Below are 16,676 nucleotides of genomic sequence, written 5' to 3'. Positions count from 1 at the left end.
AGGATAGTCGAGAGGATCTGACGTGGCGACGATGTCCGGCGAGACCCCGACCTGCGACAGGCTCTGGACGCAGGCGCGGCTGGCGACAATGTCGCCAGCTATCGATGCCCCCTATGGAGCCGTCGAGGACGGCATCGTGGCGGCCCGCGACGGGCGGATCGTCTATGCCGGTCCCCGCAGCGAGGCACCGGCCTTCCGCGCCACGGAGACGATCGCTTGCGAAGGCCGCTGGATCACGCCCGGCCTGATCGATTGCCACACCCATCTCGTCTATGGCGGCGACCGCGCCCATGAATTCGAGCTGCGCCTGCAGGGCGCAAGCTATGAGGAAATCGCGCGCGCCGGCGGCGGCATCCTCTCCTCGGTCAAGGCGACGCGGGCGGCGAGTGAGGATGCGCTTTTCGCGACGGCCGACCGGCGTCTTTCCGAACTCGTCCGCGAAGGCGTCACCACCGTCGAGATCAAGTCGGGCTACGGGCTCGACATCGACAGCGAAGTCAAGGCGCTCAGGGTCGCGCGCCGGATCGGCCGCGAGCGGCCGGTCACCGTTCGCACGACCCTGCTCGGCGCCCATGCCGTGCCGCCGGAATACAAGAGCCGCTCCGGCGACTATGTGGCGCTCGTCGCAGGGCCAATGCTCGATGCGGTCGCCGCCGAAGGTTTGGCCGACGCCGTCGATGTGTTCTGCGAGGGCATCGCCTTTTCGCCGGAGGAGACGCGCACCGTCTTCGCAGCAGCCAAGACAAAGGGGCTGGCGATCAAGATCCATGCCGAGCAGCTCTCCAATCTCGGCGGCGCCAAGCTGGCGGCGGAAATGGGGGCTCTCTCAGCCGACCATCTCGAACATCTCGACGAGGATGGCGTGATCGCGATGGCGAAGGCCGGCACGGTCGCGGTCGTATTGCCCGGCGCCTTCTATTTCCTGCGCGAGACGGTGAAGCCGCCGATCGAACTTCTTCGTAAGCATGGCGTGCCGATCGCGCTGGCGACCGACGCCAACCCCGGCACCTCGCCGCTGACCTCAGCCCTGATGACGCTCAACATGGGCTGCACGCTCTTCCGCCTGACGCCGGAAGAGGCGCTCGCAGGCATGACCCGCAATGCCGCCCGTGCGCTGGGAATGCAGGACGAGATCGGGACGCTCGAGGCCGGCAAGGCCTGCGATCTCGCGATCTGGGAGATCGAGCGGCCGGCCGAACTCGCCTACCGCATGGGCTTCAACCCACTTCACGCACGCATATGGAACGGCCAATGAGCACGCCCCTCGCGATCGAACCCGGCCATGCGGCCCTCGCGCAATGGCGCGACGTGCTCGACGGCACGGCCGTCACGCTATCGGCGTCGAGCGCTGCGACCATCGCCGCGGCTCAGGCGATCGTCGACGAGATCGTCGCGGCGGGAACCGTGACCTATGGCGTCAACACCGGCTTCGGCAAGCTCGCCAGCGTACGGATCGCCGATGCCGATCTCGCGACGCTCCAGCGAAACCTGATCCTGTCGCATGCGGTCGGCACCGGCCCTGCCCTGCCCGATAGCGTAGTCCGGCTGATCCTGGCGATGAAGGCGGCGAGCCTGGCGCGTGGGGCGTCTGGCGTGCGCCCCGTCGTGGTCGAGGCGTTGATCGGCGCACTGAAGGCGGACGCGCTGCCGGTGGTCCCCGCCAAGGGCTCGGTCGGCGCTTCCGGCGATCTCGCGCCCCTCGCCCATCTCACCGCCGCGCTGATGGGCGTCGGCGAGATCAGGCTGAAAGGCGTCGTCATGCCGGCGGCCGAAGCCTTGTCGCGGATCGGCCAGGCGCCGCTCGCGCTCGGCGCCAAGGAAGGGCTCGCCCTCATCAACGGCACGCAGGTCTCGACGGCGCTTGCGCTGGCCGGCCTAAACGCCATGGCCCGTGTCTTCGACGCCGCCCTCGTTGCGGGAGCGCTCTCGGTCGATGCGCTGAAGGGCTCGGACACGCCGTTCGATCCGCGCATCCAGCGCCTGCGCGGACAGCCCGGCCAGATCCGCGTCGCGGCCCATCTGCTCGACCTGATCGCCGGCAGCGAAATCCGCGACAGCCACCGCTTCGGCGACAGCAAGGTCCAGGATCCCTATTCGCTGCGCTGCCAGCCGCAGGTGATGGGCGCTGTGCGCGACCTGCTCGCCAACGCCGCCGCAACGCTTTCGATCGAGGCCAACGCCGTCACCGACAATCCGCTGGTGCTGGGGCCGGGGGAGATCGTCTCCGGCGGAAATTTCCACGCCGAGCCGGTCGCCTTCGCCGCCGACATGCTGGCGATGGGGCTGTGCGAGATCGGCAATCTCTCGGAGCGGCGGATCGCGCTGCTGGTCGACCCCGTGATGAGCGGGCTGCCGCCCTTCCTGGCGCGCGACGCCGGGTTGAATTCCGGCTTCATGATCGCGCAGGTGACGGCTGCTGCGCTGGCGTCCGAGAACAAGCAGAAGGCGTATCCTGCCTCTGTGGACACCATACCCACTTCGGCCAACCAGGAAGACCATGTCTCGATGGCGACGCATGGCGCTTATCGCCTGCTCGACATGGCCGCGAATGCCGCGAGCATCGTCGCGGTAGAACTGATGGCGGCGGCGGAGGCGATCGAGCACCATCGCCCGATGAAAACGAGCCCACGGCTCGAGCCGGTACTGGCGCTGCTGCACGGGCGGATCGCGCCGCTGACGGAGGACCGCTATCTGGCGCCCGATCTCGCGGCGGCGACGGCGTTCGTGCTGTCGGGGGCGGTGGGCAAGGCGGCTGGGCTGGATTCATTTGCGGAGTTCGGAGCTTGAGCGACATCGTCACCGTCACCCGGGGCCCCTCCCCGCTCATCCTCTCGATGCCGCATCCGGGCACCGGACTGCCGCCCGAGGTCGCTGCCGCGCTGAACGAGCGTGGCCGGCTGGTCGAGGACACGGATTGGCACATGCGCGAGCTCTACGCCTTCGCGGAGCGCTTCCAGCCGACCATCGTCGAGGCGGGGCTGTCGCGCTATGTCATCGACCTGAACCGCGACCCGTCAGGCGTCTCGCTCTATCCCGGCCAGGCGACGACGGAACTGGTGCCGACGACGACCTTCGACGGCGCGCCGATCTGGACGATCGCGCCGAACGATGCCGAGATCGCGAGGCGGCGCGAGGCCTATTTCCAGCCCTATCACGATGCGCTCGCCGCCGAGATCGAAAGGGTGCGCAAGACCCATGGCTGGTGCCTGCTGTGGGACTGCCACTCGATCAAGTCGGTCATCCCGCGGCTGTTTCCGGGCACGTTGCCGACGCTCAATCTTGGTACGAATTCCGGCCAGAGCTGCGCACCGGCGGTCGAGACGGCCGCCACGGCTGCGATGGCCGGCCATGAGCTGACGCAGATCGTCAATGGCCGCTTCAAGGGCGGCTGGATCACCCGGCATTACGGCCGCCCGCAGGACGGCGTCCATGCTATCCAGATGGAGATCGCGCTCAGCGCCTATCTCGCCGAGGAGGCGCCGCCCTGGCGTTTCGACGCAAGCCGCGCCCGCCCGCTGCAGACCGCACTCGACAGCATCATCGACGCAGCGCTGGCAGCCGCGATGGTCCAGTCCGTCGGCCTGCGCTGACGCCCGCCTGCGCCTCCTTTCTGACACCGTCCTTTTGCCCGCAACGGAGCCGTCCATGACCCGCATCGACAACAGCCGCGTCATCCGCAGCCCCAAGGGCAGCGAGCTTTCCGCCAAGAGCTGGCTGACCGAAGCGCCGCTGCGCATGCTGATGAACAATCTCGACCCCGACGTCGCCGAGAAGCCTAGCGAGCTCGTGGTCTATGGCGGCATCGGCCGTGCCGCGCGGACCTGGGAGGATTTCGACCGGATCTGCGCGAGCCTGCGCTCGCTGGAGGCCGACGAGACGCTGCTGGTGCAGTCCGGCAAGCCGGTCGGCATCTTCCGCACCCATGCGGACGCGCCGCGCGTGCTGATCGCGAACTCCAACCTCGTGCCGGCCTATGCGAACTGGGAGCATTTCCACGAACTCGATAAGGCCGGACTGATGATGTACGGCCAGATGACGGCCGGCTCCTGGATCTATATCGGCACGCAGGGCATCGTTCAGGGCACCTACGAAACCTTCGTCGAGGTCGGCCGCCAGCACTATGGCGGCAGCCTCAAGGGCAAATGGATCCTGACGGGCGGCCTGGGAGGCATGGGTGGCGCGCAGCCGCTCGCCGCGACCATGGCCGGCGCCTCGATGATCGCGGTCGAATGCAGGCCGTCCTCGATCGAATTCCGCCTGCGCACCGGCTATCTCGACGAGAAGGCCGACAGCGTCGACGAGGCCCTGAAGATCATCGAAGGCGCCCATGCCAAAGGCAAGGCGGTCTCGGTCGGCGTGCTCGGCAACGCCGCCGAAGTGTTTCCCGACATGGTCCGCCGCGGCATCCGGCCCGACGTCGTCACCGACCAGACCTCGGCGCATGATCCGCTCAACGGCTATCTCCCGGCCGGCTGGACGCTGGCCGAATGGGAGGAGCGCAAGGAGCGCGATCCCGCCGGCACGATCGAGGCCGCCAAGCAGTCGATGGCGACACATGTGCGCGCCATGCTGGACTTCCAGACGATGGGCGTGCCGACGCTCGATTACGGCAACAACATCCGCCAGATGGCCAAGGACATGGGCGTCCACAACGCCTTCGACTTCCCGGGCTTCGTGCCGGCCTATATCCGGCCGCTGTTCTGCCGCGGCATCGGGCCGTTCCGCTGGGCCGCGCTGTCGGGCGATCCGGAGGACATCTACCGCACCGACCAGCGTGTGAAGGAACTGATGCCGGACGACAAGCACCTGCACAACTGGCTCGACATGGCGCGCGAGCGCATCAAGTTCCAGGGCCTGCCGGCGCGCATCTGCTGGGTCGGCCTCGGCGACCGGCACCGGCTCGGCCTCGCCTTCAACGAGATGGTCGCCAAGGGCGAATTGAAGGCGCCCGTCGTGATCGGCCGCGACCATCTCGATTCGGGTTCGGTCGCCTCGCCCAACCGCGAGACCGAGGCGATGAAGGACGGCTCCGACGCCGTCTCTGACTGGCCGCTGCTCAACGCCCTGCTCAACACGGCGGGCGGCGCAACCTGGGTCTCGCTGCATCATGGCGGCGGCGTCGGCATGGGGTATTCGCAGCATTCCGGCGTGGTCATCGTCGCCGACGGCACGCCGGAAGCCGCCAAGCGGCTGGAGCGCGTACTCTGGAACGACCCTGCCACCGGCGTGATGCGCCATGCCGATGCGGGCTATGAGATCGCGCGGGACTGCGCGGTCGCGAAGGGGCTGAAGCTGCCGGGGATTTTGGGGTGAGCTACCCTGTCCTTCCGGGGCTCCGCGCAGCGGAGAACCCGGAAGGACAGGGGTGCGTGAACGCGGAGAAACATCCCATGCGCATTATCCGCGCCGCCGAACGCCGCGTCATGCCGTGGAAGAACGGCGGCGGTGTCACGACCGAGATCGCAGTGTTCCCAGAGGATGCCTCCCTGAGCGATTTCGACTGGCGCATCTCGATGGCCCATGTCGGACAGGACGGGCCGTTCTCCAGCTTCCCCGGAATCGACCGGACGCTTGCCGTACTGGACGGAGGCCGGATCCACCTCGCCTTCGCGGATGGCGAGACGGTCACGCTCGACCACGGTTCGCACCCCTTCGCCTTCGACGCCAACCGAGCCGTGTTGGGGGAATTGTTGGCCGGATCGATCCACGACCTCAACGTGATGAGCCGGCGCGGTCGCTGGCGTCAGGAGGTCCGGCGATTGGGGGCCGGCCCGCACGCGCTCGAAATCGATGCTGGCCTGCTCGTCCTCGTCGCCTGCGCGGGCGGCTGGACGATCAAGGCTGCGAGCGATGGCGCATCGCTCGCAGCGGGCGATAGCGTCATTCTCGACGGCCCGCAGAGCGTCGAGGTCGTCGCTGCCGAGGCGGACGCCGAACTGTTCGCGATCACACTGCGGCCGGTCGCGTGACACCCAGCGTTGTGCTCGCCCTTGTGGCGAGCCCCGCTATTGCGGCTTCTCCATATAGCCTCGCGTGATCGGCAATCCGTCCAGCCGCCTCGCGAGCTGGAGCTGGAAGACGACGAGGTCGTCGTGCCTGAAGCTCGCTTCCGAGCAGGCGAGATAGAATTCCCACATCCGCGCAAAGCGCTCATCATACATCGCGACGACCTCGGCGCGGCGGGCGAGAAAGCGCTCGCGCCAGGCCTTCAACGTCTCGGCGTAATGCAGGCGCAGCACCTCGACGTCGGTGATGACCAGCCCCTCCTTCTCGACGGCAGCAGTCATCTCCGACAGGGCCGGGATGTAGCCGCCCGGGAAGATGTATTTCGCGATGAAGGGGTTGGTGGCGCCCGGAGGCGTGCTGCGGCCGATGGTGTGGATCAGGGCGACGCCGTCGTCGGTCAGCAATTCGGCGATCTTGCGGAAATAGTCGCGGTAGAAGCCGACGCCGACATGCTCGAACATGCCGACGGAGACGATGCGGTCGAACGGCCCAGGCATGGCGCGATAGTCCTGCAGGCGGAAATCGACCGGCAGGCCCGAATCCGCAGCGCGCTCCTTGGCGACCGCGAGCTGTTCTTCCGACAGGGTGATGCCGGTCACGTCGGCGCCCGTCTCGGCGGCGATCGTCAGCGCAAGACCGCCCCAGCCAGAGCCAATGTCGAGCACCCGCTGTCCCGGCTCGATCGCAAGCTTTGCGATGATGTGCCGCTTCTTGGCGAGCTGGGCGTCCGCCAACGACATTCCCGGCCGCGCGAAATAAGCGCAGGAATATTGCATGTCGTCATCGAGGAAGAGCCGGAAGAACTCTTCGCGCAGATCATAGTGATGGGCGACGTTGCGCCGGGCGAGCGCAGGGGTGTTATGCTGATGGAAACGGCGCACGGCGGTCCGCAAACCCGCCAAAATCTTGCTCCATCCGTCCGGACGCGCCTTGTGCAGGCCCGCGATCAGCAGATCAAGCAGATCGTAGAGCGAGCCCTGCTCGACGACGACGCGCCCATCCATCACGGCCTCGCCGAGCGCGAGTTCCGGGTTCAGGGCCAGTTTGAACTCGGTCGACCGGTCGGCGATCCGCATCCGCACGGTGGGCACGGAGCCCCGCCCAACGGATTGCAGCGATCCGTCGGCAAAGACCACATCGATACGCGGCTCCTTCACCAGCCGCGACAACATCCTGGCGACAAAGGCATGCATCGGCTCCACCTCGATGGCAGCGCCCCTTTGCCCGAAAAGATGGTTCGTCGGAGGCCGAAACGCAACTCCGACCTCCGCGCAGGGCAAAGTGTCGCCTGAATCAGGCCGATTCAGACGGCTCGATGCCTATCGAATCATCCCCATCTGCCGCGGCAGCCACAGCGTCAGCTCGGGGATGAAGGTGATCGCGAACAGCGCGGCGAAGAGCGGGATCAGCCAGGGCAGGATCGCCATGGTCGTCCGCTCGACGGAGAGCTTGGCAACGCGCGAGAGCACGAACAGCACCATGCCGAGCGGCGGGTGAAGCAGGCCGATCATCAGGTTCAGCGTCATGATCAACCCGAAATGGATCGGGTCGACGCCGAGCTTGAGGGCGATCGGCAGCAGGATCGGCACCACGATGGTGATCGCGGCGATGGTGTCGAGGAAGCAGCCGATGAAGAGCAGCAGCAGGTTCACCAGGATCAGGAACACCCATTTGTTCTGGGTGAAGCCGAGGATGAGGTCGGACAGGGTCTGGGCGGTCTGCGAAACCGTCAGCAGCCAGGCGAAGATCGAGGCGGCGGTGACGATGAAGAGCACCGAGGCCGTGGTTTCGATGGTGTCGAAGGTCGCCTTGGTCAGGCTGCGCATCGTCATCGAGCGATAGCGCACGAGGCCCAGGAAGAGCGACCAGATCACCGCCGCTGCGGCCGCTTCCGTCGGCGTGAACCAGCCCATCGTCATGCCGCCGATCAGGATGACCGGCGTCATCAGCGCCATAACGGCCGAGAAATCGAAATAGTAGTCGAGCGCGAGCAGGGCCGCGAGCGCGAGGCCGATGGCGAGATTGTCCGGCAATCCGGCCCAGAGCAGGCCATATGCGACGACGGGGAAGCCGAGCACCACCGCAACTTCGATGCCGGCGGTGCCGATCTCGCGCAGCGAGAACGGGGTGTCGGAGCCCCATTTGTAGATGCGCGCGAAGATCGCGACGGTCGCCATCATGAACAGCGTCATCACCACGCCGGGGATGACCCCGCCCAGGAAAAGAGCGCCGATCGAGGTGTTCGACATCATGCCGTAGATGACGAAGGGCAGCGAGGGCGGGATGATCGGGCCCAGCGTGGCGGAAGCGGCGGTGACGCCGACTGCGACCTCGGCCGAATAACCGTGGTCCTTCATCGCCTTGATCTCGATCGTGCCGATGCCTGCCGCGTCCGCGATGGCGGTGCCGGACATGCCGGAGAAGATCACCGAGCCGATGATGTTGACCTGTGCCAGGCCGCCGCGCATCCAGCCGACGAGCGCGACCGCGAAGGCATAGATGCGGCCGGTGACGCCGGCGATGTTCATCAGGTTGCCGGCGAGGATGAAGAAGGGCACGGCGAGCAGCGGGAAACTCTCGACGCCGGCGATCATGCGCTGGGCCAGGATGACGTCGGGCACCGTGCCCGAAACCAGGATGAAGGCGAGCGAGGCGACGGCCATGGAGATCGCCACGGGCACGCCGAGGATCATCAGACCGAGAAAGGAACCAAGCAGGATCAGCATATTGGTCTCAGGCCTCCGAGCCGTCGAAAGCTTCCGGCTTCTCCAGCACGGAATAGCCGCGGCGCCAGTTCTGCCAGGCGACATGCAGCGAGCGCAGCGTCATCAGCGCGAAGGCGAGGACGACCGCATTGAAGATGAACGACTTCGGGAAATCGATCGTCGTCATCATCTCGTCGGGGATGAGCGAGGCGTATTTGTACATCAGCCAGGTGCCGTAGCCGAAGAAGCCGACACGCACGACATCGACGCCCGTCGCCATGATGCGGCCCATCCGGGGCGACATGTAGCGGTAGAGGAAATCGACCTGGATGTGCCGCGAGGCCCGCACGCAGAGCGAGGCACCGAGGAAGACGACGACGACGAGCGCGTAGATCGCGATCTCTTCCGTCCAGGCGAAGGAGTTGTTCAGCACGTAGCGGGTGAAGAACTGCAGGATGACGCAACCGACCATGACCCAGAAGGCGGCGAGCGTAATCCAGTCCTCGACGCCGTAGCCGGAGAGATCGGCCGGTGGCGGCGCCTCGTCGAAGACGTGAGCGATCTCCTCGCTCGTGACCTGGGTATGGATTTCCGGCGCAGTATCAGTGGCCACGGCAGACCTCGATGAAATCGGCCGCAGCGAGGCCGTAGGCAGGATGGATGCCCGGCAGCTCGCGCCGCCGGGCCGTTCGGTGGATTACTTGATCGCCTGGATGCGATCCCAGTCGGCCTTGCGGTAGCCGAACTGCTCGAAGGTAACGTTCTTCTGGACGTTGGCGAGGAAATCGGCCTTGTCGACCTCGGTGACGGTCAGGCCCTTGTCCTTGAAGAACTGCACGAGCTTGACCTCGTCGGCCTGGATCTTCTTGGTGGCGCGGGCGGAGGCCTCCTGGGCGACCTCGCTGAAGATCTTGCGATCCTCGGGCGAGAGCTTGTCCCAGAGCTGCTTGGCGACGACCGTGTTGAGGTGGTCGACGATGTGGCCGGTCAGGACGATGTGCTTCTGGACCTCGTAGAACTTCTTGGCCTCGATCGTGGTCAGCGGATTCTCCTGCGCCTCGACGGTGCCGTTCTGGAGCGCGAGATAGACCTCGGCGAAGGCGATCGGCGCGGTGTTGGCGCCGCAGGCGCGCGGCATGGCGAGATAGGCCGGCACGTCCGGCACGCGGATCTTGAGGCCCTTCATGTCGGCGCAGCTCTTGATCGGCTTGTTCGAGGTGGTGTGGCGCGTGCCGTAATAGGTCACAGAGACGATCTGGTGGCCGCTCTTCTCCTGATAGCCCTTGGCCATGTCGGTGAAGACATCGCTCTTGGTGTAGGCGAGGAGATGATCCGGGCCGCGGAAGGTGAAGGGGTAGTAGGTCACACCGATCGGCGGGAAGGCGCGCGCCGCGAAGCTCGAGCCCGAGATGATGATGTCCACGGTGCCGAGCGTGAGGCCCTGGTTGATGTCGGTTTCCTTGCCAAGCTGCGAGGCCGGATAGACCGTGATCTCGTATTTGCCATTGGTGCGCTTCTTGAACTCGTCGGCGGCCCAGACGGACTCCGTGTGGAAGGGCTCGGAGGTTTCGTAGACATGGGCCCATTTCAGCTTTGTCTGCGCCTGCGCCGACGCGCCGGCGGCGATCAGGCCCGCGGCTACAGCCGCCATCGTCAGATAGGTCTTCATCACTCTGTCCCTCCCTGGGATTGATCTTGTTGCTGTGCTTCCTGGGTCGGCGTCCTGCAGTCTTCTTCTTGTGCTTGCCTCGGTTCTTCCTGCCTCAGTTGCTCGTGCCTCACGTCTTGCTGGCCAGACGGGTCACGACGTTCTCCCGTTCGCCGGGCCTTGCCTTGGGCGGTCCCTCGCCGAAACTCTGCGAGAAACGCTCCTGCGAACGCTGCAGATGACGGCGCATCGCCACCTGCGCCGCCTCGCCGGTTCCCGCCGCGATCGCGTCGCGAATCTCGCGGTGCTCGGCCACCGCCTCGCGCCAGGAATCGGCGTTCTCGAAATAGCTGGCGAGCTGACGGAAGTAGGGGTTAATGCGCTGGTCGAACAGCAGGCCGACGAAGCGCGCCAGCACCGCATTGCCGAGGATTGAAGCGATCGCGACGTGGAAGGACCGGTCGAGGGCGACGAGTTCGTCTCCGGTCAGTCCGGGCAATTCCATCCGGCGGAGGATGTCGTCGAGAGCCGCCAGGTCATCGGGTCCCGCCGACACGCCGGCCTCGGCGCAGACCGCGCTCTCAACCAGTTCGCGTGCCTTCAGCACCTCGAACGGCCCTTCCGGGGCCTCGTCGAACGCCGCGATCAGGGCCGGCTGATCAACGGGGCGGTCGACGACATAGACGCCCGAGCCCATGCGGATACGGACGCGCCCCTCGACCTCGAGCGCGATCAGCGCCTCGCGGACCGACGGACGGGAGACGCCGAGCTTCTCGGCCAACTCGCGCTCGGGCGGCAGTCGACCGCCCGCCGGATACTCACGCCGATCGATGAGATGGCGGAGCTGGTCGGCGATCTGGCGATAGAGACGTGGCGACTCGACAGCTTCGAGCGGCACAGCTTGCTCCCGGTTTCCATCCCAAGGCCCCCTCTGGTGGGGAGCTCGATTTGGCCATGTGGTCAGGCCAATTGGAATGAAACCAATCATCATCGCGGCGGGCTGTCAATCGGCCCGTCGCGTTGACGTTACGCTGGGTCGCTCAATGCGGGCTCGCCATCACCTCCGAGCGGATTTCCTCGACCAAGCGCTCCTTCAGCGCGACGAATTCCGGGGTCGTCTTGATGGTGTAGGGGCGCGGATGGGCCAAGTCGACGGCGATGTCGGCCTTGATGCGCCCCGGCCGCGCGCTCATCACCACGACGCGCGAGCCGACGAAGATCGCCTCCTCGATATCGTGGGTGACGAAGAGCACGGTTTTGCGCTCGCGCTCCCAGATGCCGAGCAGCATCTCCTGCATCAGCGCGCGGGTCTGGTTGTCGAGCGCCCCGAAGGGCTCGTCGAGCAGCAGGATTTTGGGATCGTTGGCGAGCGCGCGGGCGATGGCGGTGCGCTGCTGCATGCCGCCGGAAAGCTGCTTGGGGAAATGATCGACGAAGTTCGACAGGCCGACGCGATCCGCCCATTTTCTGGAGATATCGAGCCGCTCGCGCTCGGCTAAGCCCTTCTCGCGCAGGCCGAAGGCGATGTTCTGCGCCACGGTCAGCCAGGGGAAGAGCGTGTAGCTCTGGAAGACGAAGCCTCGATCGGCGCCTGGGCCGGCGACGGGGGCGCCATCGAGCATGATCTTGCCTTCGCTCGCCGTCTCCAACCCGCCGATGATCCGCAGCAGGGTGGACTTGCCGCAGCCCGAGGGGCCGAGGATAGAGATGAAGTCGTTGTCGCCGACATTCAGCGAGGTCGGCATCAGGGCGCGGGTCGGCTGGCCGCCACGCTGGGCCGGGAAGATCTTCCCGACATTCTCAACAAGAAGCTTGCTCATCTTTGCGCCCAACTCATCTCTGCGCCCATGGAAACAGGCGCTGGTTGACCGCCTTGAAGAGGAAATCCGAGACCAGCCCAATCAGGCCGATGACGATGATGCCGAAGATGATCTGCCCGGTGTTCAAGAGCGCCTGGCTGTCGGTGATCATATGGCCGATGCCGGAGGAGGAGCCGATCAGCTCGGCGACGATGACATAGGTCCAGGCCCAGCCGAGCACGAGGCGGAAGATCTCGGCGATCTCGGGGGCCGCGTTAGGCAACAGCACGCGGCGCACGACCGAGGTATCGGTCGCGCCCAGCGTATAGGCGGCATCGACGAGGTCGCGGCGGATCGAGCCGACCGCGACCGCGATCATCAGGATGAGCTGGAAGACCGAGCCGATAAAGATAACGAGCAGCTTCTGCGCCTCGCCGATGCCGGCCCAGAGGATCAGCAGCGGGATGAAGGCCGATGCCGGAAGATAGCGCGCGAAGGAGACGAAGGGCTCGAGGAAGGCCTCGATCGGCTTGTAGGCGCCCATCATGATGCCGAGCGGCAGCGCGACGATCACGGCCAGCACGAAGCCGCCGACGACGCGCCAGATCGTCATGCCGATATCAAAGGCGAAGCCGTAGCGGACCAGCAGGTTGTAGCCCTCGCTGACCATCGTCAGCGGGTCCGCGAGGAACAGCCTCTGGACATAACCGCCGAAAGTCGCGACCGACCAGAGCGCTACGAAGAGCGCGAAGAAGGCGATGCCATAGCCGATGCGGGCGGGGGCGGAGACGGGTTGGAGTGGTTTCATCGCATTTCGGTTCCGGCCAGATGGGCGGCCAGTTCTCTCCAGGGTTCGATCGACCAGAAGCCCGAGGCGGCGCCCGAGGTCGAGGGCAGGACGAAGATGTCGGCTCCGGCGAGCCGGTCCGGTTGCAGGCCGTAAGCACGCAGCGGACCCAGCACCGCCTGCGCGGCGCGCTTGCCGTTGAAGGCGACGATGCGAGGACGGACGACCGCCATCCGCGTCAGGAAGCCTGCCGCATCGAAATGAGCGCTGCGAAGGTCGGTATCAGGTCCCGAGGTCAGCTTGGCGACGTCGGTGAGCCCGATGCCATAGTCCGGCAGCGCCCGGAAGGCTTCGGGCTCCAGCCTTTCCGGCGTCAGGCCGATCTCGTGCAGCGTTTTCCAGAACTTGTTGCCCGGCCCGGCATAGTAGGCGCCGCGGCGGGCGGAAGCCGCCCCGGCCTGCGTGCCGCAGAAGACGACGCGCAGGCCGGGGGCAAGGATGTCGGGAAGGACGATTTGCTCAACCGTCATGGTCGGGCTTGTCCCGGCCATCCACGTCTTCCTCCCGCGGGGGCGGTGTCCAAGACGTGGATGCTCGCCACAAGGGCGAGCATGACGGTGTCGCCCAGCCTCACTTGCCGGCGACGTACTTCGTCTCGACCAGGTCCTTGAGATCGGGCTTGGCCTTGATCAGGCCGATCTCGAGTAGCAGGTCGGCGGCCTTGGCCGAGAAAGCCTGCCAGTCACCCGAGAAGAAGGCCTTGTTCCCCTCCGCATCCGACCATTTCAGGAAGCCGGCCGACTTCCCGAACTGCTCGGCGGACTGCTTCACATCCGCTCCCATGATCCCGTAGGCCTTGGCCTGATCGGCCTTGATCAGGTCGAGAGCCCCGAAATAGCTCTTGGTCAGCGCGGCCGCCGCCGCGTCGTTGGCGGCGAGGAAGGCGGGCGTGCAGCCGAAGGTGTCCATCACCATCGGATAGTCGAGCGTGGTGGCGATGATCTTGCCGGCGTCGGGCTTCTCGCGCACGGCAGAGAGATAGGGCTCATAAGTCATGGCAGCGTCGTTCTGGCCAGCGATGAAGGCTTGCGCGGCCGGGCCGGGCTCCATGTTGACCACGGTCACGTCCTTCACGGACATGCCGTTCTCCTTCAGGAACCAGGCGAGCGCGAAATAGGGCGAGGTGCCGGGTGCGGAGGCCGCGACGGTCTTGCCCTTCAGATCCTTGATCGAGCCGGTGGCGTTGCGCGTCACCATGCCGTCGGCGCCATAGCTCTTGTCGAGCTGGAAAATCTGCTTGGTCTTCACGCCCGCGCCGTCCCAGACGATCCAGGTCTCGACGGTCGTCGCCGCGCACTGGATGTCGCCCGAGGCGATCGCCAGGTGGCGATCCTTCTGCGGGATCTTCTTGATGGTGACGTCGAGGCCGTTCTTGGCGAAGATGCCCGCCTCCTTGGCGAGGACGAGCGGCGCGAAGCCGGTCCAGCCGGAAATGCCGATATTGACCTTGGTCTGTGCCTGCGCGCCGCCCGCGAGCAGCGTAGCCGCGAGGCCGAGGCCCGCCACCGTTCCCAAACGCTTCAAAGCTGTCATGACGGAACCCTTCCCCTGTGTGATGTCCGGCTTCGCGCGAGGACTGGAGCCCATCGCACCGCATGGCGCGGCCAGATGCAACCTTCGTTCCACCCGACGTTAAATGCATATGCAAATCCGTCAAGCCGTCGATCACCGGGGCTGGGGACAGCGATGACATTCTCTTGTTTGACAGGGAGGGGAACATCCCTTCCCCTGCGCATGCATTGAGCGACATGCTTCTTCTTGCCTTTCAGGAATTATCCGAATGAACGGTGCCGACCGCCTCTGCGACACGCTGCTCGTCAACGGCGTGGACGTCTGCTTTGCCAATCCCGGCACGTCCGAAATGCATTTCGTCGCGGCGCTCGACCGCAAGCCTGAAATGCGCTGCGTGCTCGGCCTGTTCGAGGGCGTGGTGACGGGCGCCGCCGACGGCTATGCCCGCATGGCCGACAAGCCGGCAGCCACCCTGCTGCATTGCGGGCCGGGCATGGCGAACGCGCTTGCCAATATGCACAATGCCAGACGCGCCTGGACGCCGATGCTGAACGTGGTTGGCGACCACGCGACCTATCATCTGCAGCATGACGCGCCGCTGACCAGCGACATCGAGAGCCTGGCCCGGCCGATGTCGCATCATGTCCGGCGCATCGCGACGCCTGAGGATGTCGGACCCGCGATCGGCGAGGCCTATGCCGCCGCGATGTCGCTGCCGGGCGTCGCGACCGTGATCCTGCCGGGCGACTGCGCCTGGGGCAGCGTCGAGCCGGCCGAGGTCGGGGCTACCCCCGTGCCCGCCTTCAGGACCGTAGCCACTGAGACCGTGCGCGAAGCCGCCGCCGCGTTGCGCAGGCATGGCGCACGCGCCGCCCTGATGATGACCGGCTCGTCGCTGCGCGAGGGCCCGCTGGAGACAGCCGCGCGGATCTGCGCGGCGACGGGCTGCAAGATGTATGGCCAGATGTCGAACGGGCGCATCGAGCGCGGCGCCGGGCGCGTCGCGATCCCCAAGGTGTTCTACCCCGTCGACATGGCGCTGGAGCAGCTCAAGGACATCGACCTGCTCGTGCTGGTCGGTGCGCAGATCCCGGTCGGCTTCTTCGCCTATCCAGGCAAGCCCGGCCGGCTGATCCATGATGGCTGCGTCGTGACCACGCTCGGCGTGATGGGCGATGACCTCGTCGGCGCGCTCGATGCGTTGGCCGAGGAGACCGGCGCAGCAAAGGTCGAACCCGCCTTCATCGCCAAGGCCCAGACCGAGACGGCACTGCCATCAGGCGATCTCGACGCCGACAAGGTCTGCACCATCGTGGCGCGGCTGCTGCCCGAGAACGCAATCATCTGCGACGAGTCGGTCTCGTCCGGCCGGGTCTTCTACCAGCAGTGCCACAACGCGCCGCAGCACGACTATCTGCAACTTACCGGCGGGGCGATCGGCGAGGGCATCCCGATGTGCGTCGGCGCCTCCGTCGCCTGCCCCGACCGCAAGGTCATCGGCATGCAGGCCGACGGCTCGGGCATGTACACCGTGCAGGGTCTGTGGACGCAGGCGCGCGAGAATCTCGACATCATCACGGTGATCTTCGCCAACCGGACCTATGCGATCCTGCATGGCGAGATGCGCGCCGTCGGCGTCAATGATTTCGGCCGCAACGCCACGCTGATGCTGAACCTAGACGAGCCGGCTCTCGACTGGGTCGCGATGGCGCGTGGTATGGGCGTGGAAGCCGCGCGGGCGACGACGGCCGAGGAGTTCACCAGGCTGTTCAAGGGCGCGCTCGGTCGGAAGGGGCCGTTCCTGATCGAGGCGGTGATCTGAAGGGCCGACCCTGCCAAAGACAGGCGCGGGGAACCCTCTCCCGTAGGGAGAGGGTAGGGTGAGGGGTCGGCCGTTTGACGCTCTGGCCGCGACCTCACCGCTGCTTCGCTGCGGCGTTTTCAGTTTGCTGGTCCAGGGGCCGACACCTCTCCCCTGCCCCTCTCCTTACAGGAGAGGGGTTCCCCGCGCTTTGTCTTCGCGTCGCTGAAGCCAAAGTTGGCGGCGCCTGCGCCCGCCTCGTATGCCAAACCAAACCGGCACGACGTTGGTGAGGACACCGATCAGCAAAGTCGGCAGCCCCAAGAACAACCCGACGACCACAAGGATCACGCCGGTC

Annotated in this window: 15 protein-coding genes; 6 read left to right on the top strand and 9 right to left on the bottom strand. The window is 66.2% G+C overall.

The window, feature by feature from the left end; translation table 11 throughout:
* The first annotated feature begins 31 nt into the window (after positions 1 to 31).
* From hutI to AC1RMY_RS11515, 5 genes are all read left to right on the top strand, one after another.
* Positions 32 to 1,255 (top strand): imidazolonepropionase, encoded by a 1,224-nt coding sequence (gene hutI / locus AC1RMY_RS11535; RefSeq protein WP_492865297.1) that lies wholly within the window; start codon positions 32 to 34, stop codon positions 1,253 to 1,255.
* Positions 1,252 to 2,787: a histidine ammonia-lyase gene (gene hutH / locus AC1RMY_RS11530; RefSeq protein WP_492864522.1), complete on the top strand. Its 1,536-nt coding sequence runs from the start codon at positions 1,252 to 1,254 to the stop codon at positions 2,785 to 2,787. The genes hutI and hutH overlap by 4 nt, the downstream gene beginning before the upstream one ends.
* Complete coding sequence (gene hutG / locus AC1RMY_RS11525; protein ID WP_492864521.1) at positions 2,784 to 3,590, top strand: N-formylglutamate deformylase; 807 nt, start codon at positions 2,784 to 2,786, stop codon at positions 3,588 to 3,590. Before hutH ends, hutG begins: the two co-directional genes overlap by 4 nt.
* Positions 3,591 to 3,645: 55 nt before the next feature.
* Positions 3,646 to 5,313 carry a urocanate hydratase gene (gene hutU / locus AC1RMY_RS11520; protein ID WP_492864520.1) on the top strand — a complete coding sequence of 556 codons (1,668 nt, stop codon included), beginning with the start codon at positions 3,646 to 3,648 and terminating at the stop codon, positions 5,311 to 5,313.
* 77 nt (positions 5,314 to 5,390) lie between these two features.
* The gene (locus AC1RMY_RS11515) at positions 5,391 to 5,969 is read left to right on the top strand and encodes a HutD/Ves family protein (protein WP_492864518.1); all 579 of its coding nucleotides are present in this window, start codon (positions 5,391 to 5,393) and stop codon (positions 5,967 to 5,969) included.
* 36 nt (positions 5,970 to 6,005) lie between these two features.
* On the opposite strand, the gene AC1RMY_RS11510 is transcribed toward AC1RMY_RS11515, so the two are convergent.
* From AC1RMY_RS11510 to AC1RMY_RS11470, 9 genes are all read right to left on the bottom strand, one after another.
* Positions 6,006 to 7,199, bottom strand: a complete 1,194-nt coding sequence (locus AC1RMY_RS11510) for a class I SAM-dependent methyltransferase (protein ID WP_492864517.1) — start codon at positions 7,197 to 7,199, stop codon at positions 6,006 to 6,008.
* Between the two features lie 126 nt (positions 7,200 to 7,325).
* The gene (locus AC1RMY_RS11505; RefSeq protein ID WP_492864515.1) at positions 7,326 to 8,732 is read right to left on the bottom strand and encodes a TRAP transporter large permease; all 1,407 of its coding nucleotides are present in this window, start codon (positions 8,730 to 8,732) and stop codon (positions 7,326 to 7,328) included.
* Positions 8,733 to 8,739: 7 nt separating this feature from the next.
* Positions 8,740 to 9,324 carry a TRAP transporter small permease gene (locus AC1RMY_RS11500; protein WP_492864514.1) on the bottom strand — a complete coding sequence of 195 codons (585 nt, stop codon included), beginning with the start codon at positions 9,322 to 9,324 and terminating at the stop codon, positions 8,740 to 8,742.
* 84 nt (positions 9,325 to 9,408) lie between these two features.
* The gene (locus AC1RMY_RS11495; RefSeq protein WP_492864513.1) at positions 9,409 to 10,380 is read right to left on the bottom strand and encodes a sialic acid TRAP transporter substrate-binding protein SiaP; all 972 of its coding nucleotides are present in this window, start codon (positions 10,378 to 10,380) and stop codon (positions 9,409 to 9,411) included.
* A 109-nt stretch (positions 10,381 to 10,489) separates the two neighbouring features.
* Positions 10,490 to 11,257: a FadR/GntR family transcriptional regulator gene (locus AC1RMY_RS11490; RefSeq protein ID WP_492864512.1), complete on the bottom strand. Its 768-nt coding sequence runs from the start codon at positions 11,255 to 11,257 to the stop codon at positions 10,490 to 10,492.
* Positions 11,258 to 11,399: 142 nt separating this feature from the next.
* The gene (locus tag AC1RMY_RS11485) at positions 11,400 to 12,179 is read right to left on the bottom strand and encodes an ABC transporter ATP-binding protein (RefSeq protein ID WP_492864510.1); all 780 of its coding nucleotides are present in this window, start codon (positions 12,177 to 12,179) and stop codon (positions 11,400 to 11,402) included.
* Between the two features lie 13 nt (positions 12,180 to 12,192).
* Positions 12,193 to 12,966 carry an ABC transporter permease gene (locus AC1RMY_RS11480; RefSeq protein WP_492864508.1) on the bottom strand — a complete coding sequence of 258 codons (774 nt, stop codon included), beginning with the start codon at positions 12,964 to 12,966 and terminating at the stop codon, positions 12,193 to 12,195.
* Positions 12,963 to 13,475 (bottom strand): mismatch-specific DNA-glycosylase, encoded by a 513-nt coding sequence (locus AC1RMY_RS11475; protein ID WP_492864507.1) that lies wholly within the window; start codon positions 13,473 to 13,475, stop codon positions 12,963 to 12,965. The genes AC1RMY_RS11480 and AC1RMY_RS11475 overlap by 4 nt, the downstream gene beginning before the upstream one ends.
* Before the next feature lie 100 nt (positions 13,476 to 13,575).
* Positions 13,576 to 14,538 carry an ABC transporter substrate-binding protein gene (locus AC1RMY_RS11470; protein WP_492864505.1) on the bottom strand — a complete coding sequence of 321 codons (963 nt, stop codon included), beginning with the start codon at positions 14,536 to 14,538 and terminating at the stop codon, positions 13,576 to 13,578.
* Positions 14,539 to 14,785: 247 nt separating this feature from the next.
* On the opposite strand from AC1RMY_RS11470, the gene AC1RMY_RS11465 reads away from it, so the two are divergent.
* Positions 14,786 to 16,339 carry an acetolactate synthase large subunit gene (locus AC1RMY_RS11465; RefSeq protein ID WP_492864503.1) on the top strand — a complete coding sequence of 518 codons (1,554 nt, stop codon included), beginning with the start codon at positions 14,786 to 14,788 and terminating at the stop codon, positions 16,337 to 16,339.
* Positions 16,340 to 16,676: the final 337 nt, after the last annotated feature.

The sequence above is a fragment of the Allobosea sp. GW822-FHT03F07 genome (genome assembly GCF_058801345.1).
This window is presented reverse-complemented; position numbering and strand designations above follow the sequence as displayed.

Coding starts and splice junctions, on each gene's coding strand:
- hutI (WP_492865297.1), top strand. CDS start 32: ATGTCCGGCGAGACCCCGACCTGCGACAGGCTCTGGACGCAGGCGCGG.
- hutH (WP_492864522.1), top strand. CDS start 1,252: ATGAGCACGCCCCTCGCGATCGAACCCGGCCATGCGGCCCTCGCGCAA.
- hutU (WP_492864520.1), top strand. CDS start 3,646: ATGACCCGCATCGACAACAGCCGCGTCATCCGCAGCCCCAAGGGCAGC.
- AC1RMY_RS11515 (WP_492864518.1), top strand. CDS start 5,391: ATGCGCATTATCCGCGCCGCCGAACGCCGCGTCATGCCGTGGAAGAAC.
- AC1RMY_RS11510 (WP_492864517.1), bottom strand. CDS start 7,199: ATGCATGCCTTTGTCGCCAGGATGTTGTCGCGGCTGGTGAAGGAGCCG.
- AC1RMY_RS11505 (WP_492864515.1), bottom strand. CDS start 8,732: ATGCTGATCCTGCTTGGTTCCTTTCTCGGTCTGATGATCCTCGGCGTG.
- AC1RMY_RS11495 (WP_492864513.1), bottom strand. CDS start 10,380: ATGAAGACCTATCTGACGATGGCGGCTGTAGCCGCGGGCCTGATCGCC.
- AC1RMY_RS11485 (WP_492864510.1), bottom strand. CDS start 12,179: ATGAGCAAGCTTCTTGTTGAGAATGTCGGGAAGATCTTCCCGGCCCAG.
- AC1RMY_RS11480 (WP_492864508.1), bottom strand. CDS start 12,966: ATGAAACCACTCCAACCCGTCTCCGCCCCCGCCCGCATCGGCTATGGC.
- AC1RMY_RS11475 (WP_492864507.1), bottom strand. CDS start 13,475: ATGACGGTTGAGCAAATCGTCCTTCCCGACATCCTTGCCCCCGGCCTG.
- AC1RMY_RS11470 (WP_492864505.1), bottom strand. CDS start 14,538: ATGACAGCTTTGAAGCGTTTGGGAACGGTGGCGGGCCTCGGCCTCGCG.
- AC1RMY_RS11465 (WP_492864503.1), top strand. CDS start 14,786: ATGAACGGTGCCGACCGCCTCTGCGACACGCTGCTCGTCAACGGCGTG.